Annotated in this window: 22 protein-coding genes; 9 read left to right on the plus strand and 13 right to left on the minus strand. The window is 67.4% G+C overall.

All coding sequences use genetic code 11. The features are described 5' to 3' along the window. Positions 1–2: 2 nt before the first annotated feature. The 6 genes from G1C96_RS08435 to cbiM all read right to left on the minus strand — a co-directional run bounded on the left by G1C96_RS08435 (position 3) and on the right by cbiM (position 8,806). On the minus strand, positions 3–1,676 hold the full coding sequence (locus tag G1C96_RS08435; RefSeq protein ID WP_169276152.1) for a choice-of-anchor A family protein: 1,674 nt from the start codon (positions 1,674–1,676) through the stop codon (positions 3–5). Between the two features lie 271 nt (positions 1,677–1,947). Continuing rightward, the gene (locus G1C96_RS08440) at positions 1,948–3,771 is read right to left on the minus strand and encodes an ABC transporter ATP-binding protein (protein WP_169276153.1); all 1,824 of its coding nucleotides are present in this window, start codon (positions 3,769–3,771) and stop codon (positions 1,948–1,950) included. Positions 3,772–3,860: 89 nt separating this feature from the next. Continuing rightward, a complete protein-coding gene (locus G1C96_RS08445) occupies positions 3,861–5,699 on the minus strand; it encodes an ABC transporter ATP-binding protein (RefSeq protein ID WP_169276154.1) in 1,839 nt (612 codons plus the stop codon). A gap of 333 nt (positions 5,700–6,032) precedes the next feature. Next, positions 6,033–6,788 (minus strand): energy-coupling factor ABC transporter ATP-binding protein, encoded by a 756-nt coding sequence (locus G1C96_RS08450; protein WP_205832106.1) that lies wholly within the window; start codon positions 6,786–6,788, stop codon positions 6,033–6,035. Between the two features lie 9 nt (positions 6,789–6,797). Next, positions 6,798–7,694 carry an energy-coupling factor transporter transmembrane component T gene (locus G1C96_RS08455; RefSeq protein ID WP_169276155.1) on the minus strand — a complete coding sequence of 299 codons (897 nt, stop codon included), beginning with the start codon at positions 7,692–7,694 and terminating at the stop codon, positions 6,798–6,800. Next, complete coding sequence (gene cbiM, locus G1C96_RS10315; protein WP_240945179.1) at positions 7,694–8,806, minus strand: cobalt transporter CbiM; 1,113 nt, start codon at positions 8,804–8,806, stop codon at positions 7,694–7,696. The genes G1C96_RS08455 and cbiM overlap by 1 nt, the downstream gene beginning before the upstream one ends. Before the next feature lie 375 nt (positions 8,807–9,181). Between cbiM and G1C96_RS08465 the strand changes: the two genes are divergently transcribed. From G1C96_RS08465 to G1C96_RS08495, 7 genes are all read left to right on the plus strand, one after another. Beyond that, the gene (locus G1C96_RS08465) at positions 9,182–9,859 is read left to right on the plus strand and encodes an urease accessory protein UreE (protein WP_169276156.1); all 678 of its coding nucleotides are present in this window, start codon (positions 9,182–9,184) and stop codon (positions 9,857–9,859) included. A gap of 49 nt (positions 9,860–9,908) precedes the next feature. After that, positions 9,909–10,811 (plus strand): urease accessory protein UreF, encoded by a 903-nt coding sequence (locus tag G1C96_RS08470; RefSeq protein WP_169276157.1) that lies wholly within the window; start codon positions 9,909–9,911, stop codon positions 10,809–10,811. A gap of 204 nt (positions 10,812–11,015) precedes the next feature. Beyond that, a complete protein-coding gene (gene ureG / locus G1C96_RS08475) occupies positions 11,016–11,624 on the plus strand; it encodes an urease accessory protein UreG (protein WP_169276158.1) in 609 nt (202 codons plus the stop codon). Positions 11,625–11,816: 192 nt separating this feature from the next. Beyond that, the gene (locus tag G1C96_RS08480; RefSeq protein ID WP_169276159.1) at positions 11,817–12,674 is read left to right on the plus strand and encodes an urease accessory protein UreD; all 858 of its coding nucleotides are present in this window, start codon (positions 11,817–11,819) and stop codon (positions 12,672–12,674) included. A gap of 386 nt (positions 12,675–13,060) precedes the next feature. Beyond that, the gene (locus G1C96_RS08485; RefSeq protein ID WP_169276160.1) at positions 13,061–13,600 is read left to right on the plus strand and encodes an FMN-binding protein; all 540 of its coding nucleotides are present in this window, start codon (positions 13,061–13,063) and stop codon (positions 13,598–13,600) included. A gap of 3 nt (positions 13,601–13,603) precedes the next feature. Continuing rightward, positions 13,604–14,395 carry an FAD:protein FMN transferase gene (locus tag G1C96_RS08490; RefSeq protein ID WP_169276161.1) on the plus strand — a complete coding sequence of 264 codons (792 nt, stop codon included), beginning with the start codon at positions 13,604–13,606 and terminating at the stop codon, positions 14,393–14,395. A gap of 45 nt (positions 14,396–14,440) precedes the next feature. Then, on the plus strand, positions 14,441–15,823 hold the full coding sequence (locus tag G1C96_RS08495; protein ID WP_169276162.1) for a ferric reductase-like transmembrane domain-containing protein: 1,383 nt from the start codon (positions 14,441–14,443) through the stop codon (positions 15,821–15,823). Positions 15,824–16,160: 337 nt separating this feature from the next. Here G1C96_RS08495 and ureC read toward each other — a convergent pair whose 3' ends face one another. From ureC to urtA, 7 genes are all read right to left on the minus strand, one after another. Next, a complete protein-coding gene (ureC, locus tag G1C96_RS08500) occupies positions 16,161–17,885 on the minus strand; it encodes an urease subunit alpha (protein ID WP_169276163.1) in 1,725 nt (574 codons plus the stop codon). Positions 17,886–17,983: 98 nt separating this feature from the next. After that, on the minus strand, positions 17,984–18,664 hold the full coding sequence (gene ureA, locus G1C96_RS08505) for an urease subunit gamma (protein WP_169276164.1): 681 nt from the start codon (positions 18,662–18,664) through the stop codon (positions 17,984–17,986). 332 nt (positions 18,665–18,996) lie between these two features. Then, positions 18,997–19,692 carry an urea ABC transporter ATP-binding subunit UrtE gene (gene urtE / locus G1C96_RS08510; protein WP_169276165.1) on the minus strand — a complete coding sequence of 232 codons (696 nt, stop codon included), beginning with the start codon at positions 19,690–19,692 and terminating at the stop codon, positions 18,997–18,999. Positions 19,693–19,697: 5 nt separating this feature from the next. Then, complete coding sequence (urtD, locus tag G1C96_RS08515; protein WP_240945180.1) at positions 19,698–20,651, minus strand: urea ABC transporter ATP-binding protein UrtD; 954 nt, start codon at positions 20,649–20,651, stop codon at positions 19,698–19,700. Beyond that, positions 20,648–21,757 carry an urea ABC transporter permease subunit UrtC gene (gene urtC, locus G1C96_RS08520; protein WP_169276166.1) on the minus strand — a complete coding sequence of 370 codons (1,110 nt, stop codon included), beginning with the start codon at positions 21,755–21,757 and terminating at the stop codon, positions 20,648–20,650. Before urtC ends, urtD begins: the two co-directional genes overlap by 4 nt. Before the next feature lie 38 nt (positions 21,758–21,795). Then, positions 21,796–22,680, minus strand: coding sequence for an urea ABC transporter permease subunit UrtB (urtB, locus tag G1C96_RS08525; protein ID WP_169276167.1), 885 nt, complete (start codon positions 22,678–22,680; stop codon positions 21,796–21,798). A gap of 43 nt (positions 22,681–22,723) precedes the next feature. Then, positions 22,724–24,016: an urea ABC transporter substrate-binding protein gene (gene urtA, locus G1C96_RS08530; RefSeq protein WP_169276168.1), complete on the minus strand. Its 1,293-nt coding sequence runs from the start codon at positions 24,014–24,016 to the stop codon at positions 22,724–22,726. Between the two features lie 205 nt (positions 24,017–24,221). Here urtA and G1C96_RS08535 point away from each other — a divergent pair, with 205 nt between their 5' ends. After that, a complete protein-coding gene (locus G1C96_RS08535; RefSeq protein WP_169276169.1) occupies positions 24,222–24,614 on the plus strand; it encodes a DUF4235 domain-containing protein in 393 nt (130 codons plus the stop codon). A 311-nt stretch (positions 24,615–24,925) separates the two neighbouring features. Next, positions 24,926–25,711: a nitroreductase family protein gene (locus tag G1C96_RS08540; protein ID WP_169276170.1), complete on the plus strand. Its 786-nt coding sequence runs from the start codon at positions 24,926–24,928 to the stop codon at positions 25,709–25,711. Positions 25,712–25,728 lie beyond the last annotated feature (17 nt).

Raw genomic sequence — 25,728 nt, forward strand, 5'->3', positions numbered from 1 at the left:
GTCTAGGCGATGGCGGCGCAGGCTTCGGTGTAGGAGCCGTTCCACGGGAAGTTGTGGCGTTCCTGGTCCATGTCGATCACGGAGGCGGAGTCGCCGTCGTTCGCGCCTTGCTGGGTGAACTTCGCCGCGTAGTACGGGTTGTGCATGGAGAAGTCGCCCTCGGTGTACACGCGGCCGTTCGTGGTCACGTGCGACTCGAAGTTGCCGGTGGTGTTGTCCGCGTTCTTCCCGTTGTTGCCGGATTCGGCGTTGCCGACCACGATGATGCTGCCCAGCATCGCGGCGGCCGGGTCGTCCTCCGTGTACTTGTCCGTGCCCTCGTTGGCGATGCCGCCGTAGATGGTGAGGCTGTTCGTGTCGTGGAAGTTCCACAGGATCTTCTGCGCGGCCTTCGCGTAAAGCTCCGACTTCTTTTTCAGATTCTCGTCGGTGCTCATGCTGTTGTAGTTGGAATAGCCGTCGGAGATCTCCGTGCCATTCCACCAGAACTGCCAACCGTTATGGAAGGAGATGTCCTTGCTATCACCGGTCACATTGATCACCACGGACGCGGTGTCGGTGATGTTCGTGAACGCGAATGCCACGCCACGGTAACGTGTGCCGTCGATGTAGTCGGTGAGCATGCTCGCGTCGAGGTCGAACACTTCCATCGTGGGGTTGTTCGTGCCGGTGAACGTGATCAGCTTCTCGCGGTTGGTGTACGAGTCGGTGGTTTCGAGACCGCGGCCGGTCCCGTTCTTGGCGTCATCGGTGTACATGAAATCGTACTGGAGGGAGCTGCCTGCGTCATTCCCCTCGGTGTAGTAGTTGTACTTGTGACGAATCAGCGCGTCCAGAGTGGAGACGCCCTGCGTCACCGTGCCCGTCGCGGTCTGGAAGGCCAGCGGGGCGGAGATGTCTTCGACGACGTAGTCCTGGTAGTACTCGGACTCGGAAAGGTTCCTGACGTCGTCGGTGGTGTCGGTGTCGTCGTCACCGCTTCTGACGGTGACGTGCTTCATCGGATTGGTCACGTTCCAGTTGACCGCGGCATCCGTATTGGCCGGGTTCTTGTCGAGGGACTTCGTGCCCTGCGCGGTCGCGCCCCAGAGGTCGGAGCTCTTACCGGCGATCGACGCGATATGGCCGTTGTCGCGCAGGAATCCGGAATGGGACCACGCCTGCACGTTCGACCAATCCGGCAGGGTGGTGTCGGTGGTGTTGCCGCCGACCACCAGGGCGGTGCTGTTCCGCGCGGGGCGGAACTGCGTGCCGAAGCCGGCAATGCCGAAGCGGAAGCCTGCGCCCTTCCATGAGTTCTTGAGCGGCTTCATCATCAGCTTGCCGTTGACGACCGTCAGGCCCTCGGCCTCCACGGCGTACGAGCCGTCGGGACCGGTGCCGTTCGTCCATGCGGCGGTGTCCGCGGGCTTCCTGCCGATGTACATGTTGCCGCCCACCCACGTGGCGACGCCGGGATCGCGGTCCTTGGAGGCGTCGACGTTGGTGCCCATGGACTGTTCGGTGGGCGTGCACAGGCTCCCGGCGGGGAGATCGCCGAACGCCGCAGACGCCGAGTCCGCGCCCATCGAAACCGGAGCCAGACAGGCGTTCGCCGCCACGACGGCGACGAGCAGCGCCGCGGAGGCCAGACGTCGCAATGCCCGGACCGTCGATCGCGCAGACCGCATATCCATGACGCCCTCCTTCGGACATCCCTATCGATGCAAACGTTGTCTCTTCTCTTGGGCGTCATCAATCCGAAACAGCTCAATGGATTGGCACCCTACAGCTTCGTTGCGTTGTATTGTTGCATCACATGATAGCAAACGTTGTCAAACAATGACGGCGCAAACCACACAAACCGCGCCAACACAAGGAATGACAACGTTTCCGCAGTGTGTCACATCATGGACATCGCCCGGCACGATCGCACACCGCCGCCGCAAACCACGGCCGCGCGAACCGCTACGCCCCGGCCACCTCGGACATCCCGGCCGCCTCCTCCGCGCGGATCATCGCGTACTGCGACTCGTGCAGCCGCCAGTATTCGCCCTTCGCCGCCAGCAGCTCCGCGTGCGAGCCGTGCTCCACGATCCGCCCGTGGTCGATCACGAAGATCTCGTCCGCGTTCTCGATGGTGCTCAGGCGGTGCGCGATGATGAAGCTCGTGCGCCCCTTGAGCAGGTGCCGCAGGCCCGCCTGCAGCGCCTCCTCGGTGTGCGTGTCGATGTTGCTCGTCGCCTCGTCCAGGATCAGAATGCGCGGGTCGGCCAGCAGCACGCGCGCGAACGCGATGAGCTGGCGCTGCCCGGCGGACAGCGTCGAGCCGCGCTCCTGCACCGCCGTGTCGTAGCCGTCCGGCAGCTCCATGATGAACTCGTGCGCGTGCACCGCGCGCGCCGCCGCCTCCACCTCCTCGTCCGTGGCGTCGAGGCGCCCGTAGCGGATGTTCTCGCGCACGTTGCCGGAGAAGATGAACGTGTCCTGCAGCATCACGCCCATCTGCCGGCGCAGCGAGGCGAGCGTCACCCCGCGCACGTCGTGCCCGTCGACGCGCACCGCGCCCGCGCTCACGTCGTAGAAGCGCGACATGAGGCTCACGATCGTGGTCTTGCCCGCGCCGGTGGGGCCCACGAGCGCCACGGTGCGTCCGGGCGCCACGTGCAGGTCCACGTCGTCGAGGATCGTCTCGCCGTCCTCCTCGTAGCGGAACGTGACGTGGTCGAAATCCACGCGCCCGCCGATCGGCGGCAGGTCGCGCGCGTCGGCGCGGTCGCGGATCGAGGGCACGATGTCCATCGTCTCGAAGATGCGCTCCAGATACGCGCTGCACGTGATGAGCTGGTTGTAGAAGTTCGCGATGTTGATCACCGGGTTCCAGAAGTTGTTCGCGTACCCCACGAACGCGATGAGCACGCCGGTGGTCACGTCCACGCCGCCGAGCCCCGTGACGCCCACGTAGTAGATGAGCGAGATCGTGGTCACGGAGATGGTCTGGATGCCCGGCCACATGAGGAACTGGATGTGCACGGTGCGCATCCACGCGCGCCGCACCTCGCCCTGCTGCTCCTGGAACGTGCGGAACTGCGCGGCCTCCTGCGCGAACGTCTGCGTGGTCTTCACGCCCGCGATGGACTCGTGGATGTAGGCGTTGAGGTTGCTCTGCTTGTTGGACAGGATCCGGTACGCCCGGCGCTGGAAGTGCTTGAGCGTCGTCACCCACGCCACCAGCACGGGGAACAGCGCCAGGCTGAACGCGGCGAGGCGCCAGTCGATCACGAACATCGCCACGAGCGTGATGGCGAACGTGAACACGTCGGCGATCACGCTGATCAGACCGGAGGAGAGCGTGTCCGAGAGGGTGTTCACGTAGTTGACCACGCGCACCAGGATCTTGCCGTGCGGGCGCGAGTCGAAGTAGTCGAACGGGAGCGTCTGGATGTGCGTGAAGATGTCGCGGCGCATGTCCCTGAGCATGAGCTGGCCCACGCGCGTGATCGCCACCGTGCGGTAGCGCAGGCCCAGCTCGTACGTCACGATGAGCGCGCCCAGGACGCCGGCGAGCGTGCCCAGCGTGGCGAGGTCGCGGTTCGGGATCGCCTCGTCGATCATGATCTTCGTCAGGTACGGCACGGCCACCTGGATGCAGCTCATCGTCACCACCACGGCGAGGATGCGCGCCACGCGGCCCAGATACGGCTTCAGATACCGTCCCACGCGCAGGATGTCGCGCAGGTTGATGCGCTCCTCGAGCTCCTCGTCCTCGCGGAAGGTGTTGCGTTGCGCCATGTTGCTCCGTCCCGTCTGCCCTGTCTGTGCCGTGTCGTGCGATGCGTCGTTTCGCGCGATGCGTCGTTTCGTGTGGTGTCCGTGCCGCGTCAGCCCTGCAGCGCGTCGGCGTCCATGCCGAGCTGCCGCTGGTAGATCTCCCAGTAGCGTCCGCGCGCGGCCGTGAGCTCGGCGTGCGTGCCGCGCTCCACGATGTGCCCGCGCTCCAGCACCAGGATCAGGTCCGCGTCCTTGACCGACGAGATGCGGTGCGCGATGGTGACGATCGTGCGTCCGCCGCCCATGGACGCCAGATGCCGCTGGATCTCCGCCTCGGTGGCCATGTCCACGGCGGACGTGGTGTCGTCCATGACGAGGATGGCCGGGTCGTCGGCGAGCGCGCGCGCCAGGCTCAGGCGCTGCTTCTGCCCGCCGGAGAGTCCCACGCCGCGCTCCCCCACCACGGTGTCGTAGCCTTCGGGCAGGGCGCTGATGAACGCGTCGGCGCCGGCGATGTCGGCCACGCGGCGGATCGCGCGCTCGTCGCCGGCCATGTCGTCGCCGGCGCCGAACGCGATGTTGTTGCCGATCGTGTCGGAGAACAGGAACGTGTCCTGCGCCACGATGCACACCTGTCCGCGCAGGCTTGCCAGCGGCCAGTCGCGCACGTCGCGGCCGTCCACGAGCACGCGGCCTTCCGTGGGATCGTAGAAGCGCGCGATCATGCTCACCAGCGTGGACTTGCCGGAGCCGGTCTCGCCCAGGATGCCGAGCTTGGAGCCGGCGGGCACGTGGAAGTCGATGTCGGTCAGGATCGGCGTGGCGGGATCGTCGGGGAACGCGAAGCCCACGTGCTCGAAGCGGATGTCGCCGCGGATGCGGTCGGCGGGCGCGGGGGACGTCGCGTCGGACGCCGACGCCTCAGCCGATGCCGCCGCAGACGCCGCCGCGCTCCGGTCCTCGATGCGCGACTCGGCGGTGAGCAGGCTGCGGATCTTCACGCAGCTCGCGTTGAAGCGCTGGTAGTCGTTGATGAGCCAGCCGGACTGGCGCACCGGGCCGTCGATCATCCACAGCAGCGAGTTGAAGCTCACCAGGTTGCCCAGCGTCATCACGCCGTTGATCACCAGGTACCCGCCGAGCGCCAGCGTGATGAGCTGCAGCGAGAAGCCCATGCCGTCGAGCCACGGCATGTACCGCCGGGAGTTGTGCGCCAGATCCATGTTGCGGCGCATGTAGTCGGCGTTGCAGGCGTCGAACTTCTCGGTCTCGTACGGTTCGCGCGCGAACGCCTTGACCACGCGGTTGCCCTCGATGTTCTCCTCGACCATCGAGTTGAGACGCGCGAGCGACTGGCGGATCTCGAAGTGCAGCGGGCGGGCGTGGCGGGCCAGCGCGCGCGTGACGACGAAGATGAACGGCGTGATGCAGGCGAGCGCCAGCGCCAGATGCCAGTCGATCGCGGACATCACGCACAGCGCGCCCACGAACATCACCACGCAGTCGAGCATGTTGTAGCTCACCCAGCTGAGCATGTGGCGGATCGCGTCGGTGTCGGACGTGAGGCGGCTCATGATGTCGCCGGTGCGCGTGTGGTTGAAGTACGTGAAGTCCAGCTCGTGCAGGCGCTCGTATTCGTCGGACACGAGGCGGTAGATGGAGTTCTGCCCGAACCGTTCCATGAGCATCACGTACGAGTAGCGCGAGCCGACGCGCACCAGCGTGGCCACGATCATCGCCGCGCACAGGGGGACGAGCCGATCGCGCATGCCCTGCACGATCACCTGGTCCACGATCATGCCCGCCAGCAGCGGGATGGTGAACGCCATCGCGTTGTTGAGGCAGAACAGCACGAGCGCGCCGGCCACGCGCGGCATGTCCGGGCGGCAGTAGGGCATGATCCAGCGGATGTTGCTCGCGGACCGGTTGCGGGCGGGGTCGACGTACATGATGCTTCCGTTCCTTGTGCTTGGCTGCCGGACCGCTCGGCGCCGGACCGCCTGCTCGGCGGACGCGGCCGGATGTCCGTCCGGACGGTCGCCGTCGCCTGCGCCGCGTCCTCACGACGTCCTCACGACGCCGGCCAGTATAGTCGTCCGCCGGTACCGTGCACATTGGGCAGAACTGACCATCCTCCGACGCGCGCTTTCCGCAGATTTGGCGGAACTGACCCCGGAGCAGCGATTTTCCGGGCCTCCGGGGTCACTTCCGCCAAATCTGCGATGACGCGGGGATCGCGCGTGGTCGGTTTTGCCAAATCTGCGATGGCGGCGGCGCGACGATCAGCCCAGACGGACCACGCGCGCGCCGAGCTCGCGCACGATGTCGTCGTGATGCGTGGAGAACAGCACGGTCTTGCCGGCGGCCGCGAACCCGCGCAGCGCGCGCACCAGCACGTCGGTGTTGCGCTCGTCCAGCCCGTCGGTGGGTTCGTCGAGCACCAGCAGGTCCGGGTTCATCGACATCACGCACGCCAGCGCCACGCGCTTCCTCTCGCCGCCGGAGAGCTGGTACGGCGGCCGCTCGAGCAGCGCGTCCAGTCCGAACAGCGCGGCCATGTCGCGCACGCGACGGTCCACCTCGGCATCGGGCAGTCCCATCTGCTGCGGGCCGAACGCGATCTCCTCGCGCACGGACGGGCAGAACAGCTGCACCTCGGCGTTCTGGAACACGTATCCCACGCGCTGGTGCAGCGCCTTGGCGAACGGACTGTCGCGCGCCTCCACGCGTGCGCGCTCCACCGGGGTGCCGCCGAGCCGGTACGTGCCCGCGTCGGGGAACGCGAGCGCGTTGACGATCGTCATGATCGTGGTCTTGCCGCTGCCGTTGGGGCCGAGCAGCGCCACGCATTCGCCGCGGCGGACCGTCATCGAGAAGTCATGCAGCACCGGACGCGCGGTGCCGGCGCCCATGTCCGCGGCAGCGCGATACGCGAAGTCGACGTGCTCCAGCTCCACGATCGGGTCGCCGGAGAACCATGCCGCGGCGTCCGCGGGCAGATCCGCCCCGCCCTTGCCTCTGCGTCTGAATCCGAACATCACGCCCCATTATCCCAGCGCGTATCCCAGCGGCCGCCCCGCCGCCAGCTCCAGATACGCGGCCGCGGCCAGCAGCGCCGCCACGCCCAGCGCGTACGCCGCGTTCGCCGCGATCCCGCCCGCGGACGGGCGGACGCGCCGCACCGGGTACGTGCCGTCGAACCCGCGGCAGACCATCGCCTGGCCCATCCGGCGCGCCTGCGACTGCGCGCGCAGGAACACCGCGCCGAGCAGCCGTCCGGCCGACGTGAGCTTGGTGCGGTCGCGTCCCACGCTGCGCAGCCTGAGCGCCGTGAGCAGGCTCATCATGGACCGCCCGAGCACGTCGATGAACTGGATCGTCACGTCGCACACGTACGCCGCCGAAGCCGGGCAGCCGAACGCGCGCAGCGACGCGATCAGCCGGTTCCACGCCACGGTCCGCGCCAGCGCCACCACCAGCGAGACGGCCACGAACGCGCGCAGCGTCAGACGCGCGGGTGTGGCTGCCTGGCCGATCAGCACGCTCGGCAGCGCCACCGCGAGGCTCAGCGCGCACACGGCGAGCGTGGGGCGCAGGATCGCGGCGATGAGCCGCGCCGGGCGCGCGGCGAGCATGACGAGCGTCAGGGCGAACAGCAGATAGGTGAACGCCATGGCATGCGTGAGGTTCATGGCGACGACGAGCGCGACGATGCCCGCAAGACGCAGCGCCGGCGAGACGCACCCCAGCGCGCGGTCCACGACGTTGCGCGCGACCGGCACCGGAGCGCCGACCTGCGCGAGCAGCGCGCCGACGTGCCCCAGATTGCGTCCGATGAACGACGAGCGGTCCGGCAGCGGCACGTAGCGTTCGCTCGTGCACAGCCACGCGGGCAGCGTCTGGGCATCGCGCGGCGGCCGGGCTTCACGCGGCGGTTCGCGCATCAGCGGGCGCCCGCGCCCCGGCTCCGGCGCGGCAGCGCGGCGGCCAGCAACCGGAACGCGATCGTGAGGATCGCCACGCCGATCACCGCGGACAGCACGTATCCGGCCGCATCCGGCAGCCCGGTCAGCGAATAGTCCGGCAGCAGCGCGTTCCACGTGAAGCCGTCGGCGATGTACCGCGGCACGTAGTCGAGCCCGGTGGCGCCCATGAAGTCCTCGGCGCCCCATTCGCCCCACGCGTCGCCCGTGGCCAGCAGGCCGATCGGCGAGAGCAGCGCCGCCACGCCGAGCGCGACCCATGCGGACCAGCGCAGCCCGCCGCGATGCGATGCGGTCGATGCCGATACCGAAACCGACTCCGAAGCCGACGCAGGCGTCCCGCCCGCAACAAGCTCCGGCGCGCTGCGGCGCACGAACCCCACCGCCGCCACGGTGACGAGACCCTCCACCACGCTCGCCACCAGCAGGTGCGGCACGAGCATCGCCGGAACCGTCACGTTCAGCGCGAACGGGAAGTACAGCGCCTGGCCGTCCGCCGCGCGGAACAGCAGCGGCTGCACGCCCAGCTCCAGCGCCACGCACAGCGCCGCCAGCGTGAGGCCCACGTAGCCGCCGGCAAACTGCGCCGCACGCTCGCGCCAGCCGCCCGCCGCATCGTCCCTCGCCCCGCCGGGTACGCCCCGCGCAGGCAAGCCGCGCAGCAGCACCGCCACCCCGTACGCCGCGAACGGCAGCACCACGCCCATGTTGAAGCAGTTGACGCCCAGGGTGATCAGCCCACCGTCGCCGAACAGCAGCGCCTGCAGCAGCAGCGCCACGGACACGGCGATCGTGGCGTACTGCGGCCCGAGCAGCATCGCGATCAGCGCGCCGCCCACGCCGTGCGCGGTGGTGCCGCCGGGCGTGGGCACGTTGAACATCATCACGAGGAACGAGAACGCGGCGCCCGCGCCCAGATACGCCATCTTCTCCGGCGTCGCCTCACGCATCACGGCGCGCAGGCACAGCGTCCACACGGGGATCATGACCAGCCAGAACAGGCCGCCCGTGGACGGCGAGACGAAGTTGTCGGGGATGTGCATGGCCAGAGTGATCTGGGGTCCGTCGAGCATGGCCGTCCTCTTTTCTCTTCCTGTGGTGTTTTCCTGTGGCGTTGCGTGTCCCGTGGCGCCGCGGCGTGACGTTGCATGATGCCGTGAACTTGCAGACGTAATATCACACTTGTGCGTCGCCGCTGCTTCGCGCACGATCGCGCGCGCACGGATCGTTGCGATCATTGACGACACGCCACTGTCCGCCATACGGACCATGTCCTCCAACGCCGCCCGACGCGCGCGTTCCGGCGTGCTTTCCGCACATATCCGCCCCTATGCGCCGCCGTGCGCCGAGCGCATCCCCCATCGTTCCTCCGCCCGTTACAAACGCCGCGACGCGCGCCGCTACACTGACGCCACGAAACGCCATGACCATGCCATGAAGGAGGGCGGATGATCGCCAAGGAGATAACCGGCAACGTCATCAGCCAGACGTACGGCGACGGCAAGCTCAACGTGCCGATCGCGTTCGAATGGTTCGAGACCAGCAAGAAGCGCCTGTCGAAGGTGGCCGAGGACGGCACCGAGTTCGGCATCATGGTGGGCCGGACCATCCAGGACGGCGACGTGCTCGCCGAGACGGACGACAAGCGCTACTTCGCGCGCATCAAGTCGGCGCAGCTCATCGAGATCCCGGTGCACACCATGAAGGAGATGGGCCGCCTGTGCTTCGAGCTGGGCAACCGCCACCTGAGCCTCAAGGTGGAGGACGACCGCGTGCTCGTGCCGTACGACCACCCCACCATGGAGTACACCAAGAAGATCGGCTACGAGCCGCACATCATCGAAGGCGGATTCGACGGATTCCTCATCGTCAAGGCGCACGCCGGCTCCGGCACCATCGTCCCCGGCACCAACAAGACCACGGGCGATCTCAACGAGGAGGAGCAGGAGGCCGAGGCGGACGCGCAGTTCGCGCGGGAGCAGGCGCACGAGCACGCGCACGAACACGGCGATCATGCGCACCACGAGCACGACGCGCACGACGGCGAATACGAGGTCAACGGCGTGCTCCACCGCGCCGACGGCATGCACAGCCATGACGGCGGCCACACCTGGCATACGCACTGACCGCACGCACACCGAAACCGCAATGCCCATGAATGCCAGGACCACCGCCATGAACGCCAACGAAACCGAATCGCGCCGCCTCGCCATGCTGCAGGTGTGCGACAGCGTGTTCCCGATCGGCGCGTTCGCCCTCTCCAACGGCATGGAGACGTTCGTGCAGCGCGACTTCCTGCGCCGCGGCGCCGACTTCGAGCAGTACATGAAGAACTACCTCGAGGTGGCGCCGTACAAGGAGATCGGGCAGATGGCGCTGGCCGGACGCTACGGCACCGACGCGCGGCTGTCGCGCAAGGGGCTGGCGAAGCGCATCATCGAGCTGGACGATCTGGCGAGCGCGCTGCAATCGGCGCGCGAGATCCGCGAGGGCAGCGAGCGCATGTGCACGCGCCTGATCAAGCTCGCGCGGCAGATGGACGCCGGGCAGGTGGCGGCCGACCGGCATCGCGGGAACGCGGCGGATGCAACGGACGCAGCGCGCACGTCACACGCAGCGGATGGCGAAGCGCCCGTCGGCGCGGACGCGCGCGACGACGAGATCATCGCCGTGCACAAGACGCACACCGAGCGTTCGCGGCTGCACGGATCCGCCGCGAACGTCGCCGCGTCGCCGCGTCTGGACCTCTACGCCGAGCTCGTCGAGAGCGGACGCTGCCGCGGCGTGCACGCCATCGCCATGGGCCTGTATGCGGCGGACCATGCGCCCGGCATCCGCGAGGCGGCCGTGATGTACGGCTACTCGCTGCTCAGCGCGCTCACGATGTGCGCGGCCAAGGCGATCCCGCTCAGCCAGAACGCCGGGCAGGTGGCGCTGCACGACTCGTTCCCGCGCCTCGTGCGCGCCGTGGACATCGCGCTGACGCTCGCCCCCGAGGATCTGGGCATCTCCGGCGCCTACCTCGACATCGCCGCCATGCAGCACGAGACCCTCTACTCAAGGCTCTACATGAGCTGACTGCAGATGGCTCCCCTCAGTCGGCTGCGCCGACAGCTCCCCTCACCGAGGGGAGCCAAGAAAAGCCACACACGACCGGCTCCCCTCCCCGAGGGGCGCCAAAGGAAACCATCCCGCCCTGGCTCCCCTCCCCGAGGGGAGCTGTCGCCGACAGGCGACTGAGGGGAGCCAAAAACCCTACCCCATCGAGAACAAGGAGAACCAATGTCATACGTACGCATCGGCGTGGCCGGCCCGGTCGGCTCCGGCAAGACCGCGCTCATCGAACGCCTCACCCGCAAGATGGCCGACGACTACAGCATCTGCGTCGTCACCAACGACATCTACACCAAGGAGGACGCCGAGTTCCTCATCGAGCATTCGCGTCTCTCGCCCGACCGCATCGTGGGCGTGGAGACCGGCGGATGCCCGCATACCGCGATCCGCGAGGACTGCTCGATGAACCTGGAGGCGTGCGAGGCGATGGCCAAGGCGCATCCGGACGTGCAGATCATGTTCGTGGAGTCCGGCGGCGACAACCTGTCCGCCACGTTCAGCCCCGATCTGGCCGACGCGACGATCTACGTGATCGCCACCGACGAGGGCGACAAGATCCCGCGCAAGGGCGGACCGGGCGTCACGCGCTCCGATCTGCTCGTCATCAACAAGGCCGATCTTGCGCCGCTCGTGCACGCCGACCTCGACGTGATGGCGCGCGACTCCGAGCGCATGCGCAACGGCCGTCCGTACATCTTCACCGACCTCATGGGCGGCGCGGGCGTGGACGACGTGATCGCGTGGATCAAGAAGTACGTCCTGTTCGAAGGCATGTGACCGCCCGTCGCGTCCGTTTTCGTATCAACCCGTACGAAAATGGACGCCAAGCCACCGTCAGAGTCCGGTTTCGTACCGACCGATACAAAACCGGACGCCACCGCCCCATCAGCGTCCGATCCCGTATCGACCCGTACGAAAACGGACGCGACGCAACCGCCACGCAACCGTCCACCCGCAAAGGACCCACCCATGGCCAGCAGCACCTTCAGGCTCACGACCGCGTTCCGCCACGGCCGCACGAAGATCGACGACGTCTACTTCGAGGCGCCGTTCAAGCTCATGACGCCGTTCGCCAACGGCCGCCACTCGGACTTCATCGTCATGCTGGCCTCGCCGGGATTCCTCAAGGGCGACGAGGCGCACATCGCCATCGACTTTGCGCCGGGCACCGATTCGACGATCCGCACGCAGAGCTACGAGAAGGTGCTCGACACCGCGGACGGCGCGGCATCGCGCACGATCGACCTCACCGCTCGGGGCGACGCGAAGGCCGTGTTCCTGCCGTTCCCGGTGATCCCGTTCCGCGGCAGCACGTTCATGAACCAGACCACCGCGCGCATCAGCGCCGCCTCCACGTTCGTGTACGGCGACGTGGTGACGTGCGGACGCGTGGGGATGGGCGAGCGCTGGGCGATGCGGCGGTTCGCGAACCGCATGCGCGTGTTCGTGGACGACCGGCTGGCCTTCGCCGACCGTCTGCTGCTCGAGCCGGACGCGTTCGACTACACCGAGCTGGGCATGTGGCGCGAGTTCACGCACTGCGGCGTCGCGTACGCGCACCTGCCGGAAACCGATCCCGCCGATTCCGCCGATCACGCCGATTCGACCGCGCCTACCGATCCCGCCGCGCGCGAGGCCGACCGCGTCGCCGCACGAATCGCCGCCGAGGACGCGCTGATCGAGCGCATCCGCGACCACGCGCGTGCCATCGGCTTCACCGGCGAGCTGGGCGTGAGCCGCGCGGTGAGCGGCGTGTGCGTGCGTCTGCTCACCACGCGCGGCGACGACGCGTTCGACTTCATCCGTGACGTCGCCGACATGGTGTGAGACGGGCCCGGACGGGTTCGGATGTGGAAACGGACGGTTCGGGGACTCAGATCGTCCGCTCCCACATCCGTCGCTCCTTGCGGATGTGCAGACGGACAAATTCAGCGGCCGGATCGTCCGTTCGCACATCCGTTCCTCATTGTCGGGTGTGCGAACGGACGCGCAGGCGCCCACCCGCCGAGCTGGCACCATTCCCGATGCCGGCGACGATCGGCATACGACGATCGCGACGTGACGTAATGAGAGATGGCTCACATGAGCACCTATTTCCAGCAAACGTCCAGCTTTCCTGCACTGGTCATCCAAGCTCGATCCATAGCCTCGCATACGAGGGGCGGCCGGAAACCGGCCGGCATATCAGCAACCGCAACCGTCAGGGGGGACGCATGAACGCCAACGCCACAAAAACGCTCATCGCCGTGGTTGCCGGACTCGCGGTGATCGGCGACGCCTTTCTGCTGTTCGTCAAGCCGCAGCTGACCGGCAGCAGGACCGCGGTCGGCACCGGAGCCGCGGCATCGGGCGCAATCAGCGGATCGTCGTCGCGCGCACAGAGCCCGGCGACGCCATCGCAACCGGTCTCGCCGTCCACGTCCGGCAGCGCATCCGCCGATGCCGACGCATCCACGACCACGCTCAAGGACGGCACGTACACCAGTGTCGCCACGCCCAACGAGTACGGCGAGGTGCAGCTGCAGGTCACCGTGTCCGGCGGATCGATCACGGACATCGCCGCGGTCGCGTACCCGAACCACACGAGCCGATCGCAGGGCATCAGCGCGCAGGCCATCCCACAGCTCATCGACCGGGCGATCAGCGCGCAGAGTTCGGACATCCAATTCGTCTCCGGCGCGACTGAAACGTCCACGGCGTTCGTGAACTCGCTGCAGGACGCCATCAACCAGTCGCTCAACGCGGGGCAGTAACCCATGCGAACCGCCGCGCAGCCGCTCATCCGCACCCGCGTCGCGCACGCGATGACGGTCCCGTTCACCATGCAGCTGGTCGCCGCACCGGACACGGAACCGGAACGTCTCGACGATCTGGCCGACCGGTCGATCCCTCGCATCAAGGCGTGGCTTGACCACGTGGAAACCGTGTTTTCCCCGTTCCGCGCCGATTCGTCGGTCGGACGCGCGCGGCGGGGCGACTGGCGGGCGTTGGTCGAGGACCCGGACTTCGCCGAGGTGTACGCCCTGTGCAAGCAGGCGAAGACGCTGACGGACGGGCATTTCGATGCGATGCACGCCGGCGCGTACGACCCGACCGGACTGGTCAAGGGCTGGGCCGTCGAGCGCGCGCTCGACCGGTTCCTCATCCCGCTGGTGCGCGCCGGCGAGGTCGCGGCCGCGGCGCTGGGCGGCGGCGGGGACGTGCGGACCGCGGTGGCGCACGACTCCGACTTCGTCTGGCACATCGGCGTGGCCGACCCGTTCGCGCCGAACACCGCGGACCACCCCACCCTGCGCACGATCAGCCTGCGCGACGGGGCCGTGGCCACCTCCGGCACGGCGAGACGCGGCGAACACATCACGCGCACCGCACACGATCTCGCCCAGGCCACCGTGGTGGACGATCGTCTGACCTTCGCGGACATGTGGGCCACCACGGCCATCGCGGCCGGCGAGCGCACGTTCCGCGATCTGACAGCCCGCCATCCCGACCGCCGCATCATGGCCGTGCTGGTGCGCGCCGATCGCACGGTGGCCGACATCGCCTAGCCTCGACCTGCGGCCATTCGCAACCAACCCAAGGAGCCGGAACTCATGAAACGCATCAACACCACCGTCACGCTGGCCTGGGCCGTCATCCTGTTCGTCGTGCCGCTGCCGCTGCTCGCCACGCTGGCCTATGGACTGCCGTCGATCTACGCAGACCAGCTGTTCGGCATCGAGATCGGCGTCGTCGCCTACACGTGGATGCTCGCCGCCGTGTACCTCGCATGCCGTCCGCGCTGGGTGGACCGGACCGTGGGCCTGCCGCACATGTACATGATCCACGGCATGCTGGCGATTCTGGCGATCGCGGCGGCGTTCGTCCACCAGTCGCTGCTGCCGGGCGCGGGCGCGCTGATCGGGATGACCGGCCACATGGGCCTGTACCTGTTCATGGCCGTGGCCGTGTGGTCGCTGGTGTTCATGGCCGGGTGGCTCACATCCCGCGTGGCGTGGCTCGCCAGACTCAAGCGCACGCTGGAGCGGCTGTTCCGCCACGAGATGAGCGTATGGCTGCACCGGCTCAACCTCGTGGCGATCGCGCTGATCGTGCTGCATGTGCACGTGATCGACTACATCGCGGCGATCCGCCCGTTCATCCTGCTGTTCGATGCGCTCACCATCGCCGTATTCGCGTACTACGTGTGGAGCGTCATCGCCCGACGCGCCTACGCGCTGCGCGGACGCGTGGCCTCGGTACGTCCGCTCGCCGACCGCGTGAACGAGCTGGCCGTCACGTTGGAGGGCGCCGAAGGACGTGCGACGCACTGGAATCCGGGCGACTTCGCGTTCATCGCATTCCCCGGCGAGCGCGGCATGCACGAATACCACCCGTTCTCGCTGACCAACGCGCGGCAGAACAACGTCCCGCAGGATGGAACGGCAACGTCCGCCGCCTCCGTCCCGCCGACGATGACGTTCGCCATCCGCGCCGACGGCGACTTCACCTCGCGCATCGCCGCGCTGCGCCCCGGCACCGACGTGCGCGTCATACCGCCGTACGGCCGCTATGCCGAGTTCATCCGCGAGCGGGACGCGCATCTCGCGCGCGTTGCGCGGGGTACGCAGACCGCGCAGAACGCCCCCGCATCCCCGCTCGTGCTCATCGGCGGGGGCATCGGCATCACCCCGCTGCTCGGCGTGCTCACCGCGTACGCCGGCACCGGCCGCCCGGTCGATCTGCTCTACACGGCCCGCGGCGACCGCGATTTCATCTACCGCAGCGAACTTGAGCGATTCGCCTCCTCCGCGCCCGCCACCCGCGTGCGACTCGTCACCGCACGGCCGGACGATGCGCTGATCGCCCCGATGATCCGCCCCGATGCCGCCTATCTGGTCGCCGGTCCGCACGGCATGATGGTCGCCGTGCGCCGGATCCTCGCGGCGCACGGCGTGCCGGCCGACGCGATGTACTACGAACCGTTCTCGATGTGACGCGTCCGAGGCGCGGCTGCCCGCACGGGCCCGCTCCAAGGCGATCGCCGGTCCGGCACCGCGCCTCGCCATGCCACGAAAACGTCCGTCCGCACACCCGCACACGGAATCGGGTGTTCCCACGGACGTTCCACGCCCCGAAAACGTCCGCCGGCACACCCGCACACGGAATCGGGTGTTCCCACGGACGGTTCGGGGGCTCAGATCGTCCGCTCCCACATCCGTCGCTCCTTGCGGATGTGCAGACGGACAAATTCGGCGGCCGGATCGTCCGTTCGCACATCCGTTCCTCATTGTCGGGTGTGCGAACGGACGCGCAGGCGCCCAGAACAGGAAGCTAGAACAGGAAGTACCGCTGCGCCAGCGGCAGCTCGTCCACCGGATCGGAGTGCACGAGCTCGCCGTCCACGGTCACCTGGAACGTCTCCGGGTTGACGCGGATGTCCGCGAGCGTGCTGTTGAACTTGAGGTCCTTCTTGCCGATGTCGCGGCAGCCGCGCACTGGCAGCACCTGACGCGCCAGGCCGAGCTTGCCCTTGATGTCGTCGTCGTACGCCGCCTGCGAGACGAACGTGACGCACGAGTTGGAGAGCGCCTTGCCGAGCGCGCCGAACATGTCGCGGTACAGCACCGGCTCGGGCGTGGGGATGGACGCGTTCGCGTCGCCCATGCGCGAGTAGGCGATCGATCCGCCCTTGATCACCATCTCCGGCTTGGCGCCGAACAGCGCTGGCTGCCACAGCACGAGGTCGGCGAGCTTGCCGACCTCCACCGAGCCCACGTACTGCGCGATGCCGTGCGTGATGGCCGGGTTGATGGTGAACTTCGACACGTAGCGCTTGACGCGGAAGTTGTCGTTGCGGTTGTTGTCGTGCGCGTCCTCGGGCAGGGGGCCGCGCTGCTTCTTCATCTTGTCGGCGGTCTGGATGGTGCGCGTGATCACCTCGCCCACGCGGCCCATGGCCTGCGAGTCGGAGCTCATCATCGAGATGATGCCCATGTCGTGCAGCACGTCCTCGGCGCCGATCGTCTCGGGTCGGATGCGCGAATCGGCGAACGAGATGTCCTCCGGCACGTTGCGGTCAAGATGATGGCACACCATCATCATGTCGAGATGCTCGTCGATCGTGTTGCGCGTGAACGGCATGGTCGGATTCGTGGAGCTCGGCAGCATGTTGGGGAAGCCCGCCGCGCGGATGATGTCGGGCGCGTGGCCGCCGCCGGCGCCTTCGGTGTGGTACGTGTGGATCGCGCGTCCCTTGAACGCGGCGATGGTGTCTTCCACGCAGCCGCCTTCGTTGAGCGTGTCGGTGTGGATGGCCACCTGCACGTCCATCTCGTCGGCCACGCCCAGGCACGTGTCGATCACGGCGGGCGTGGAGCCCCAGTCCTCGTGGATCTTGAGGCCTGCGGCGCCGGCGCGGATCTGCTCGCGCAGCGGCTCGGGGCTGGAGTCGTTGCCCTTGCCCAGATACGCGATGTTGACGGGCAGCGCTTCGGCGGCTTCGATCATGCGCGCGATGTGGAACGCGCCGGGGTTGCACGTGGTCGCGTTGGTGCCGTCCGCGGGGCCGGTGCCGCCGCCCACCATCGTGGTGACGCCGCCTGCGAGCGCGGTGCGCACCTGCTGCGGGGAGATGAAGTGGATGTGGGTGTCGAGGCCGCCCGCGGTGACGATGAGGCCTTCGCCGGCGATCGCCTCGGTGCCGGAGCCGACTTCGAGTCCGGGCGTCACGCCGCTCATGGTCTGCGGGTTGCCGGCCTTGCCGATCGCGCTGATCTTGCCGTCCTTGATGCCGATGTCGGCCTTGTAGATGCCCGTGTAGTCGACGATGAGCGCGTTCGTGATGACCGTGTCCGGCGATTCGACGTCGAGCTGCACGGACGACTGGCCCATGCCGTCGCGGAACGACTTGCCGCCGCCGAACTTGAGCTCGTCGCCGTAATGCGTGTAGTCCTTTTCGACTTCGATGACGAGGTTCGTGTCCGCCAGACGCACGCGGTCGCCCGTAGTGGGCCCGAACATGCCGGCGTAGTCCTTGCGCGTGATGATCCTGCTCATGATTTCAAGTCCTTTATTCCAGGCTCCCCTCTCTGAGGGGAGCTGTCAGCGAAGCTGACTGAGGGGAGCCACCGTCCGTCTCCGTTCAATTGTTCAATTCACATGCCCAGAAATCCGCGTTCCTTGGCCTTGGCGAACGCCGCCTCGCGCACTTCGGGATCGTCCAGCCTGCCTTCCACGAGCGCGCTGAAGCCGTGGATTTCGCGGGTGCCGCCGATGTCGATGAGCCGCACGCGATGCGCCTCGCCCGGCTCGAAGCGCACGGCCGTGCCGGCGGGGATGTCGAGGCGCTTGCCGTACGCGGCCTTGCGGTCGAATTTCAGGTACTTGTTGACTTCGAAGAAGTGGAAGTGGGAGCCGATCTGGATCGGACGGTCGGCGGTGTTGACGACGTCGAGTTCGATGTCGTCGCGCCCCTCGTTGAGCGTCAGGTCGCCGTCGGCGTAGAAGTATTCGCCGGGCACGAGCTTCTCGGTCGCTTCGATCGGATTGTGGATGGATACGAGCTTGGTGCCGTCGGGGAACGTCGCCTCGACCTCCACGACCTCCAGCATCTCGGCCACGCCGTCCATCACGTCCTCGGGCTTGAGCAGCGTGCGGCCGTACTGCATGAGTTCGGCCACCGTGGCGCCTTCGCGTGCGCGTTCCACGCATTCGGAGCTGATCAGCGCGATCGACTCCGCGTAGTTGAGCTTCACGCCGCGCCCCTTGCGCTCCTTGGCCAGCTCGCCCGCCAAGTGCAGCAGCAGCTTGTCCGTTTCCCTCGGTGTCAGTCTCATCGGGCTCCCATCGTCGTACCGTCGTCCGCCGCGTGGCGCATGACGCGCCGCAGCTCATCGATCAGCCTAGGCGCGCATTGCAACCGCCACGTTTCCGCGTCACGCGGACCGTCCTGCGCGCCGCCCCCGTCACGCGGAGCGCCCGCTCCCCGTGACGCACACCCCGCAAACCGCATCATTCCAACGATTTGCGACACCGCGTCACCGGGAGCGTCCGCTCCGCGTGACGCACGTGGCGCTCCGCGTGACGCCGCCGCACTCAGCGACGCGGCCCACGTGACGCCGCCGCGCCCAGTGACGTGCTCCGCGTGACGCACCATGCGCACCGCACGTCACACGCGCATGGCCTCCTTGGCCTCGGCCACGGCGGACGGGCCGCCCTCGCCGGCCGCGATGAACCGCCCGGACGCGAGCACGTAGTACAGGTCCGCGCGTTCCACGGCGAACTGCACCTTCTGCTCCACCAGGATCACGCCGATGCCCTTGTCTTCGCTCATCGAACGGATCGAACGCTGGATGTCGGCGACGATGTTCGGCTGAATGCCCTCGGTCGGCTCGTCGAGGATCATCAGCTTCGGACGCGTGATGAGCGCACGCGCGATCGAGAGCTGCTGACGCTGGCCGCCGGACAGCAGGCCCGCGCGCCTCGACGCGAACTCCTTGAGCACCGGGAACGCCTCCACGGCTTCGTCGTATCGGGCCTGCGCCTCGGAGCCGTACTGGTCGGCCACCACGTGCAGGTTCTCCTCCACGGTCATCTGCCCGAACGACTGCTGACCTTGCGGCACGAACGCCATGCCCGAGCGGATGCGCTTGTTCGGCGCGGCCTTGGTGATGTCCGTCCCGTCGAACGCGATCGAACCGCCGGTCGCCGGCAGCAGACCCAGAATCGACTTGAGCAGCGTGGTCTTGCCCGCGCCGTTGTTGCCGACGATGCTCACCCACTGGCCGGCCTCCACGCTGAACGAAATGTCGTGGACGACCGTCACCTTGCCGTAGCCGGTGCTGAGATCCTTTACTTCAAGCATCGACATCACTGCTCACCTCCCAGATAGATGCGGACAACCTCGTCGTTGTGCTGAATGTCCTCCACCGAGCCTTCGGCCAGAATCTCGCCCTGGTTGAGCACCGTGACGGAATCGGCGAACTGGCGCATGAAATCCATGTCGTGCTCGACGATGATGACCGTGCGGTTCTTGCTGCACCGCTTGAGCAGCTGACCGGTGGCCTCGCGCTCGGCGGGCGTCATGCCGGCGACCGGCTCGTCGAGCAGCAGCAGATGCGCGTCCTGCACGAGCAGCATGCCGATCTCCAGCCACTGCTTCTTGCCGTGCGGCAGCGTGCCCGCCATCTTGTGCGCATCCTCGGTGAGGTTGCACACGTCCATCATGTATTCGACGTTCTGCGAGGGCGCGCCCGGCTTGCGGAACAGGTCGCGCGTCTTGCGGCGGAACCCTTCGGCGATCTGCAGATTCTCCAGCACGCTCAGCTCCTCCACCACGGAGGCGGTCTGGAACGTGCGGCCCACGCCCAGCTTCACGATCTCGTTCGGCTTCCTGCCCAGCAGCTGCTCGCCGCGGAACGTGGCCGATCCGGTGGCGGGCACGAGTCCGGTGATCGCATCGATGATCGTGGTCTTGCCGGCGCCGTTCGGGCCGATCAGGAACCGCAGATCGCCGTGCATCACGGTCAGATCAAGGTTCTTCACCGCCACGAATCCGTCGAACTCCACGTGCAGGCCGCGAATCTCCAGATAGTCCGACCACTTGCCGCCGCGGTCGTCCAGCGCCGCCAGCTGATCCTTGAGCCGGTCGCGCTCCTCGGCGATCTCGGCCTTCATGGCCGCGGCGTCGTCGCGCATCTTCTTGGCCTCGTCGCGCATCTGCACCATTTCGGCGCGCAGCTGCGCGATCTCCTCTGCGGACACCTTCGGCTCGTCGCCGCCCTTCGCTGCGCTCACCGCCGCGTTCTTCGCTTCGTCGCTCATGCGTTCACCGCCTTCGCCTCGCCCGCCGACTTCGCGCCGACGCCGTTCAATCCGATCCTGTCCTTGATCCACGGCCACAGGCCCTTGCACTGGCCGAGGCCCAGCGGCACGAAGGCGATCACGAGGATGAACATGAGGCCTTCGAGGTAGGTCCACGCCGACGGATACGCCTCCGAGAGCTGCGTTTCGGCGAAGCGCACGAGCAGCGTGCCCACGACCGGGCCGAGCAGCGTGGTGCGGCCGCCGATCACCACGCCCGCCAGCATCACGATGGACGGGGTGACGCCGATGTCGGACGGCGAGATGATGCCCACCACGGGCACGAACATCGCGCCGCCGATGCCGGCGAACATGGCCGCCAGCGAGAACGCGAACACCTTGATCGACGCGGGATTGTAGCCGAGGAACTTCATGCGGTTCTCCTGGTCGCGCACGCCGATGATCAGCTCGCCCATGAACGAGTGACGGATCCAGTAGGTGATGAGCACCATGAGCAGCACGAGGATCGCGCAGATGTAGTAGATCATCTCCTTGTTGGCCGGATCGGTCAGATCGTAGCCGAAGAATCCGTCGAAGTCGCTCAGGCCGTTCGTGCCGCCGGTCGTCTTGGACTGGCCGATGAGCAGCACCGCGAACGCCGCCACCAGCGCCTGCGACAGGATGGCGAAGTAGGCGCCGCGCACGCCGCGTCCGAACACGAGCAGACCGAGCACGGCCGCCACGATGCCCGGCACGGCCACCACGCCGATCACCGCCATCACCGGATTGCGGAACAGCTCCCAGAATCCCGGCACCTTCGCGATGCCGTACTGGGCCATGAAGTCAGGCACCGTGCCCGGCGCGATGTCCGACAGCTTCATGTGGATGGCCATGACGTACGCGCCCAGGCCGAAGAACAGTCCCTGACCCAGCGTCAGCATGCCGCCCTGGCCCCAGGCCAGACCGATGCCGACCGCGACCATCGTGTAGCACAGATACTTGGAGAGCAGTCCGATGTTGTAGTCGCTCATCATGGCCGGCGCGAGGAAGATCAGCGCCAGCGCCACGACCACGCCGACCCAGACCTTGTACTTGGCGTAGAGCTCGGTGATTCCAGCAGGATTCATATCGATCACGTATCCTTCCCTGATTCCGGTTCCCGCGCCTACGCGAGGTTCCTCGACCGCACGGCCACGAGACCCTGCGGACGGAACTGCAGGAACAGCACGACGATGAGGAACACCGCCACCTGTCCGATCGAAGCGGACGTGGGCAGCTCGATCCACGACTGGCACAGGCCCAGCACGAACGATGCGATGACCGCGCCCTTGAGCTGGCCCACGCCGCCGGCCACCACCACCAGGAACGCCTGCACGATGAACGTGGTGCCGAAGTTGAAGCTGATCGAGTTGAGCAGGCTCAGCGCCACGCCGGCCACGCCGGCGATGCCCGAGCCGAGGAAGAACGTCACGTGGTCCACCTTCTTCGTGGAGATGCCGGACACCTCGGCCAGGTCGCGGTTCTCGCCGGTCGCGCGGATCTGGCGGCCGAGCGGCGTGAGCTTGAGCACCGCGTACAGGGCGGCGACGCACACGATCGCGAGGATGAAGATGAACAGGCGCGCCGCGGAGAAGCTGTAGCCGAAGATCGTCACCGGGTTGGTGAGCGCTTCGGGGGCGGCGGCGTACACGGGCGTGGAGCCGAAGATGTCGCGCGCCAACTGCTGCAGCACCAGCGAGACGCCGAACGTCACGAGCAGCGTGTCCAGCGGACGCGTGCGCATGCGCTCCAGCAGCAGCACGTCAAGCAGCAGGCCCAGCAGACCCGCCACCACGAACCCCACCACCAGCGCGACGGCGAGCGCCACGGTCCTGGAGCCGATGATCGAGCTCATCACGTACGCCGTGTAGGCGCCCGCCATCATGAACTCGCCGTGGGCGTTGTTGATCACGCCCATCTGTCCGAACGTCAGCGACAGGCCGAGCGCCGCCAACAGCAGGATCGATCCGTTGGACAATCCCGCTACGATCTGCGGAAAGAACATTCCCATGATCGACAACCTTCCTCTCGTGTTTCTGCGGTTTCTGCTGCGGTCACTCGGCGCTGGCGCTCAGCGACTTGGCCCAGTCGTAGGTCTTGAGGTACGGGTCCGGGGCGATGGGGCCGTCGGACTGCCATACCGTGTGGATCAGCGAGTCGTCGCCGATCTCACCGATGTAGGACGTCTTGTAGATGTGATGGTTCTCGCCGTCCACCTTGACCTCGCCTTCCGGCGCGTCGAAGGTGACGCCGTCGGCGGCGGCCTTGACCTTGTCCACGTCGAACGATCCGGCCTTCTCGACCATGCCCTTCCACAGGTAGAGCGACGTGTACGCGGATTCCATCGGGTCGGACGTGGGCTTGTCCTGCCCGTAGCGCGCCTTGAAGTCCTTCACGAACTTCGCGTTCTCGGCGCTGTCGAGCGTCTGGTAGTAGTTCCACGCGGTGAGCTGTCCCCGGACGTTGTCGAGGCCGATGGCGCTGACCTCCTCCTCGGCGATGGACATCGAGATCACCGGCACCTGGTCAGCGGTCAGGCCGGACGCCTTGTATTCCTTGAAGAACGCCACGTTGGAGTCGCCGTTGAGCGTGTTGACCACGGCGTCGGCGCCGGAGAACTTGAGCTTGTTGACGATGGTGGTGAAGTCGGTGGAGCCCATCGGCGTGTACTCCTCGCCCACCACCTCCATGCCGTTGCCGGCGGCGTACGCGTTGACGACGCGGTTCGCGGTCTGCGGGAACACGTAGTCGGAGCCCACGAGGAAGAGCTTCTTGTGGCCCTGCTCCTTGAGGTAGTCGAGCGCGGGCACGATCTGCTGGTTCGGCGCGGCGCCCGAGTAGAAGATGTTCGGGCTGGCCTCCATGCCCTCGTACTGCAGCGGGTAGAAGAGCAGCGCGTTGTCCGCCTCGAACACCGGGAGCATTGCCTTGCGGGAGGACGACGTCCAGCCGCCGAACACCGCGGCCACGCACTCCTTCTCGATGAGGCTGCGCGCCTTCTCGGCGAACACGGCGGGCTCGGACTTGCCGTCCTGATCCACCACCTTGAGCTGCTTGCCCAGCACGCCGCCCGCCGCGTTGATCTCGTCGGCGGCCATGTGCAGCGACTTGTTCACCGTGGTCTCGGAGATGGCCATGGTGCCGCTCAGCGAGTTCACGAAGCCGATCTTGATGGTGCTGCCGGAGGTGTCCACGCAGCTCTTCGCCGTGGACGTGCCGGCGGACGCGGCGGCCTCGGCGGCGTTCTTCTCGGCGACCGTACGGCCCCATCCGCAACCGCCCATGGATACCAGCGCGGCCACCGCGGCCACCGCGGCGCCCAGCCTCCTGATGCGCGACATGGTCATACGCTCTTCCTCTCCCCATGATTCGGGCGAGGTGCCCGCCGCTCGCCTCCCCGGCTTCCGGCGGACATCTCGCCCGACTCGACTCTGAACTTGGACAACGCTTACCTTGGCAAACGGGCGGTTCGACGACGTTGCCCCCGTGTTTCCGTCATGTCTCGGCGGCAACACAACGGTTACATTGGGCCCCGGTGCCATAATGGGGACCATGACCGATTACCGTCACGACGACGCTCCCGCCCACGCCGGCGGCTCGTACTCCGCGGCCGACGACGTGGTGGCGAAGCTGGACGCCGTCAACGCGAAGGTGGACGAGATGCGCGCGAAGATCGAGAACGATCCGGATTCCATGGGCGACAAGATCCTCAAGGCGGCGCTGCCGTCGGTGGCCGGACTGGTGGCCGGCAAGCTGTTCCAGGTCGCGTGGAACCGCGGCACCGCCAGGCGGTTCGGCGAGGTCGGCGAGGGATCGGCCAAGGGCTTTCTGCTGTCCGTGGCGTTCGCGGGGCTGTCCGCCGCCGTCGGCGCCGCGGTGTCGCAGCTGTCGAACCGCAGCTCGCAGGCGCTCGTCGACCGTCGCCACGCCAGGCGGAACCGCTAGCCGCAGCGCGGACCCGCTGCCGTCACACGGGCTCTCTGCCGTCACATGGGCCGGGCGGCGGCAATCATACCGTCACGCGGACCGGGTGCGCCTGCCGTCGCCTTGCCGAAGAACGTTGGTATCAAGCCGTTGTGGAGGCCTGCGTCACTGGGGTCGTCCGGTCCGCGTGACGGCATGCCCGGTCCGCGTGACGCAACATCCGCGCGAACATGAAGGACGGCGCATGGCCGAAGCACGTCCCGCAGCGCGCCCGGATTGCCGTACGCGAACAGCCCCTGTTCCGCCCGTCGCCCGCTTCGTATACTGGCGTCATGGCACTCGTACAGAATTCCACCATCGAAGCCCTGCTCAACCGCCGTTCCATCCGCGCCTTCCAGCCGGATCCCATCGGCGACGACGTCGTCGAGACCCTGGAGACCGTGGCGCAGCACGCCGCGTCCAGCCAGTATCTCAACGACTGGTCGGTCATCCGCATCAAGGATCAGACGCTCAAGGACCGCATGGCCGCCATCGGCCGCCAGCCCTACATCGCCACCGCGCCGCTGCTGTATCTGTTCGTGGCCGACGAGCATCGCAACGCGCTGATCGCCGAGTCCAAGGGCGTGTCCACGGACCCTGACGCGTACGGTCTGGCCGCCAGCTACCGTTTCACGCAGGCGCAGAACGACGCCGTGCTCGCGCTGCATGCCATGGAGACCGCCGCGTATTCGCTGGGTCTCGGCTGCGTGATCCTCGGCTCGCTGCTCAACGATGTCGACGGTCTGATCGACGCGCTGCATCTGCCGCGCTACACGTACCCGGTGCTGGGTCTGGCGATCGGCAAGCCGGCGCAGTCTCCCGCGCTCAAGCCGCGCATGCCGCGCGAACTGCAGTTCTTCGACGACGCGTATCCCACGGACGACGAGGCGAACGCCGCGATCAGGGAGCGCATCGCCGATTTCGACGCCACGGTGCACGAATACTACGATCTGCGCAACGCGGACCGCCCGGTGGACGCGTTCAGCGACCAGATCGCCAAGCTGGCCGCCCAGCAGATGGACGAGGCCCATCAGGTCCTCCCCCACGCCGAAGCCCAAGGCTTCCGCCTCAACCGCTAAGCCCCGCCCCCTTTGGC

This window comes from Bifidobacterium moraviense (assembly GCF_012932365.1).
GTDB lineage: Bacteria > Actinomycetota > Actinomycetes > Actinomycetales > Bifidobacteriaceae > Bifidobacterium > Bifidobacterium moraviense.

Bases quoted from the DNA above. Each gene is read 5' to 3' on its own strand.
- G1C96_RS08435 (WP_169276152.1), bottom strand. From the start codon at position 1,676: ATGGATATGCGGTCTGCGCGATCGACGGTCCGGGCATTGCGACGTCTG.
- G1C96_RS08440 (WP_169276153.1), bottom strand. From the start codon at position 3,771: ATGGCGCAACGCAACACCTTCCGCGAGGACGAGGAGCTCGAGGAGCGC.
- G1C96_RS08445 (WP_169276154.1), bottom strand. From the start codon at position 5,699: ATGTACGTCGACCCCGCCCGCAACCGGTCCGCGAGCAACATCCGCTGG.
- G1C96_RS08450 (WP_205832106.1), bottom strand. From the start codon at position 6,788: ATGTTCGGATTCAGACGCAGAGGCAAGGGCGGGGCGGATCTGCCCGCG.
- G1C96_RS08455 (WP_169276155.1), bottom strand. From the start codon at position 7,694: ATGCGCGAACCGCCGCGTGAAGCCCGGCCGCCGCGCGATGCCCAGACG.
- cbiM (WP_240945179.1), bottom strand. From the start codon at position 8,806: ATGCTCGACGGACCCCAGATCACTCTGGCCATGCACATCCCCGACAAC.
- G1C96_RS08465 (WP_169276156.1), top strand. From the start codon at position 9,182: ATGATCGCCAAGGAGATAACCGGCAACGTCATCAGCCAGACGTACGGC.
- G1C96_RS08470 (WP_169276157.1), top strand. From the start codon at position 9,909: ATGAACGCCAACGAAACCGAATCGCGCCGCCTCGCCATGCTGCAGGTG.
- ureG (WP_169276158.1), top strand. From the start codon at position 11,016: ATGTCATACGTACGCATCGGCGTGGCCGGCCCGGTCGGCTCCGGCAAG.
- G1C96_RS08480 (WP_169276159.1), top strand. From the start codon at position 11,817: ATGGCCAGCAGCACCTTCAGGCTCACGACCGCGTTCCGCCACGGCCGC.
- G1C96_RS08485 (WP_169276160.1), top strand. From the start codon at position 13,061: ATGAACGCCAACGCCACAAAAACGCTCATCGCCGTGGTTGCCGGACTC.
- G1C96_RS08490 (WP_169276161.1), top strand. From the start codon at position 13,604: ATGCGAACCGCCGCGCAGCCGCTCATCCGCACCCGCGTCGCGCACGCG.
- G1C96_RS08495 (WP_169276162.1), top strand. From the start codon at position 14,441: ATGAAACGCATCAACACCACCGTCACGCTGGCCTGGGCCGTCATCCTG.
- ureC (WP_169276163.1), bottom strand. From the start codon at position 17,885: ATGAGCAGGATCATCACGCGCAAGGACTACGCCGGCATGTTCGGGCCC.
- ureA (WP_169276164.1), bottom strand. From the start codon at position 18,664: ATGAGACTGACACCGAGGGAAACGGACAAGCTGCTGCTGCACTTGGCG.
- urtE (WP_169276165.1), bottom strand. From the start codon at position 19,692: ATGCTTGAAGTAAAGGATCTCAGCACCGGCTACGGCAAGGTGACGGTC.
- urtD (WP_240945180.1), bottom strand. From the start codon at position 20,651: ATGAGCGACGAAGCGAAGAACGCGGCGGTGAGCGCAGCGAAGGGCGGC.
- urtC (WP_169276166.1), bottom strand. From the start codon at position 21,757: ATGAATCCTGCTGGAATCACCGAGCTCTACGCCAAGTACAAGGTCTGG.
- urtB (WP_169276167.1), bottom strand. From the start codon at position 22,680: ATGGGAATGTTCTTTCCGCAGATCGTAGCGGGATTGTCCAACGGATCG.
- urtA (WP_169276168.1), bottom strand. From the start codon at position 24,016: ATGACCATGTCGCGCATCAGGAGGCTGGGCGCCGCGGTGGCCGCGGTG.
- G1C96_RS08535 (WP_169276169.1), top strand. From the start codon at position 24,222: ATGACCGATTACCGTCACGACGACGCTCCCGCCCACGCCGGCGGCTCG.
- G1C96_RS08540 (WP_169276170.1), top strand. From the start codon at position 24,926: ATGGCACTCGTACAGAATTCCACCATCGAAGCCCTGCTCAACCGCCGT.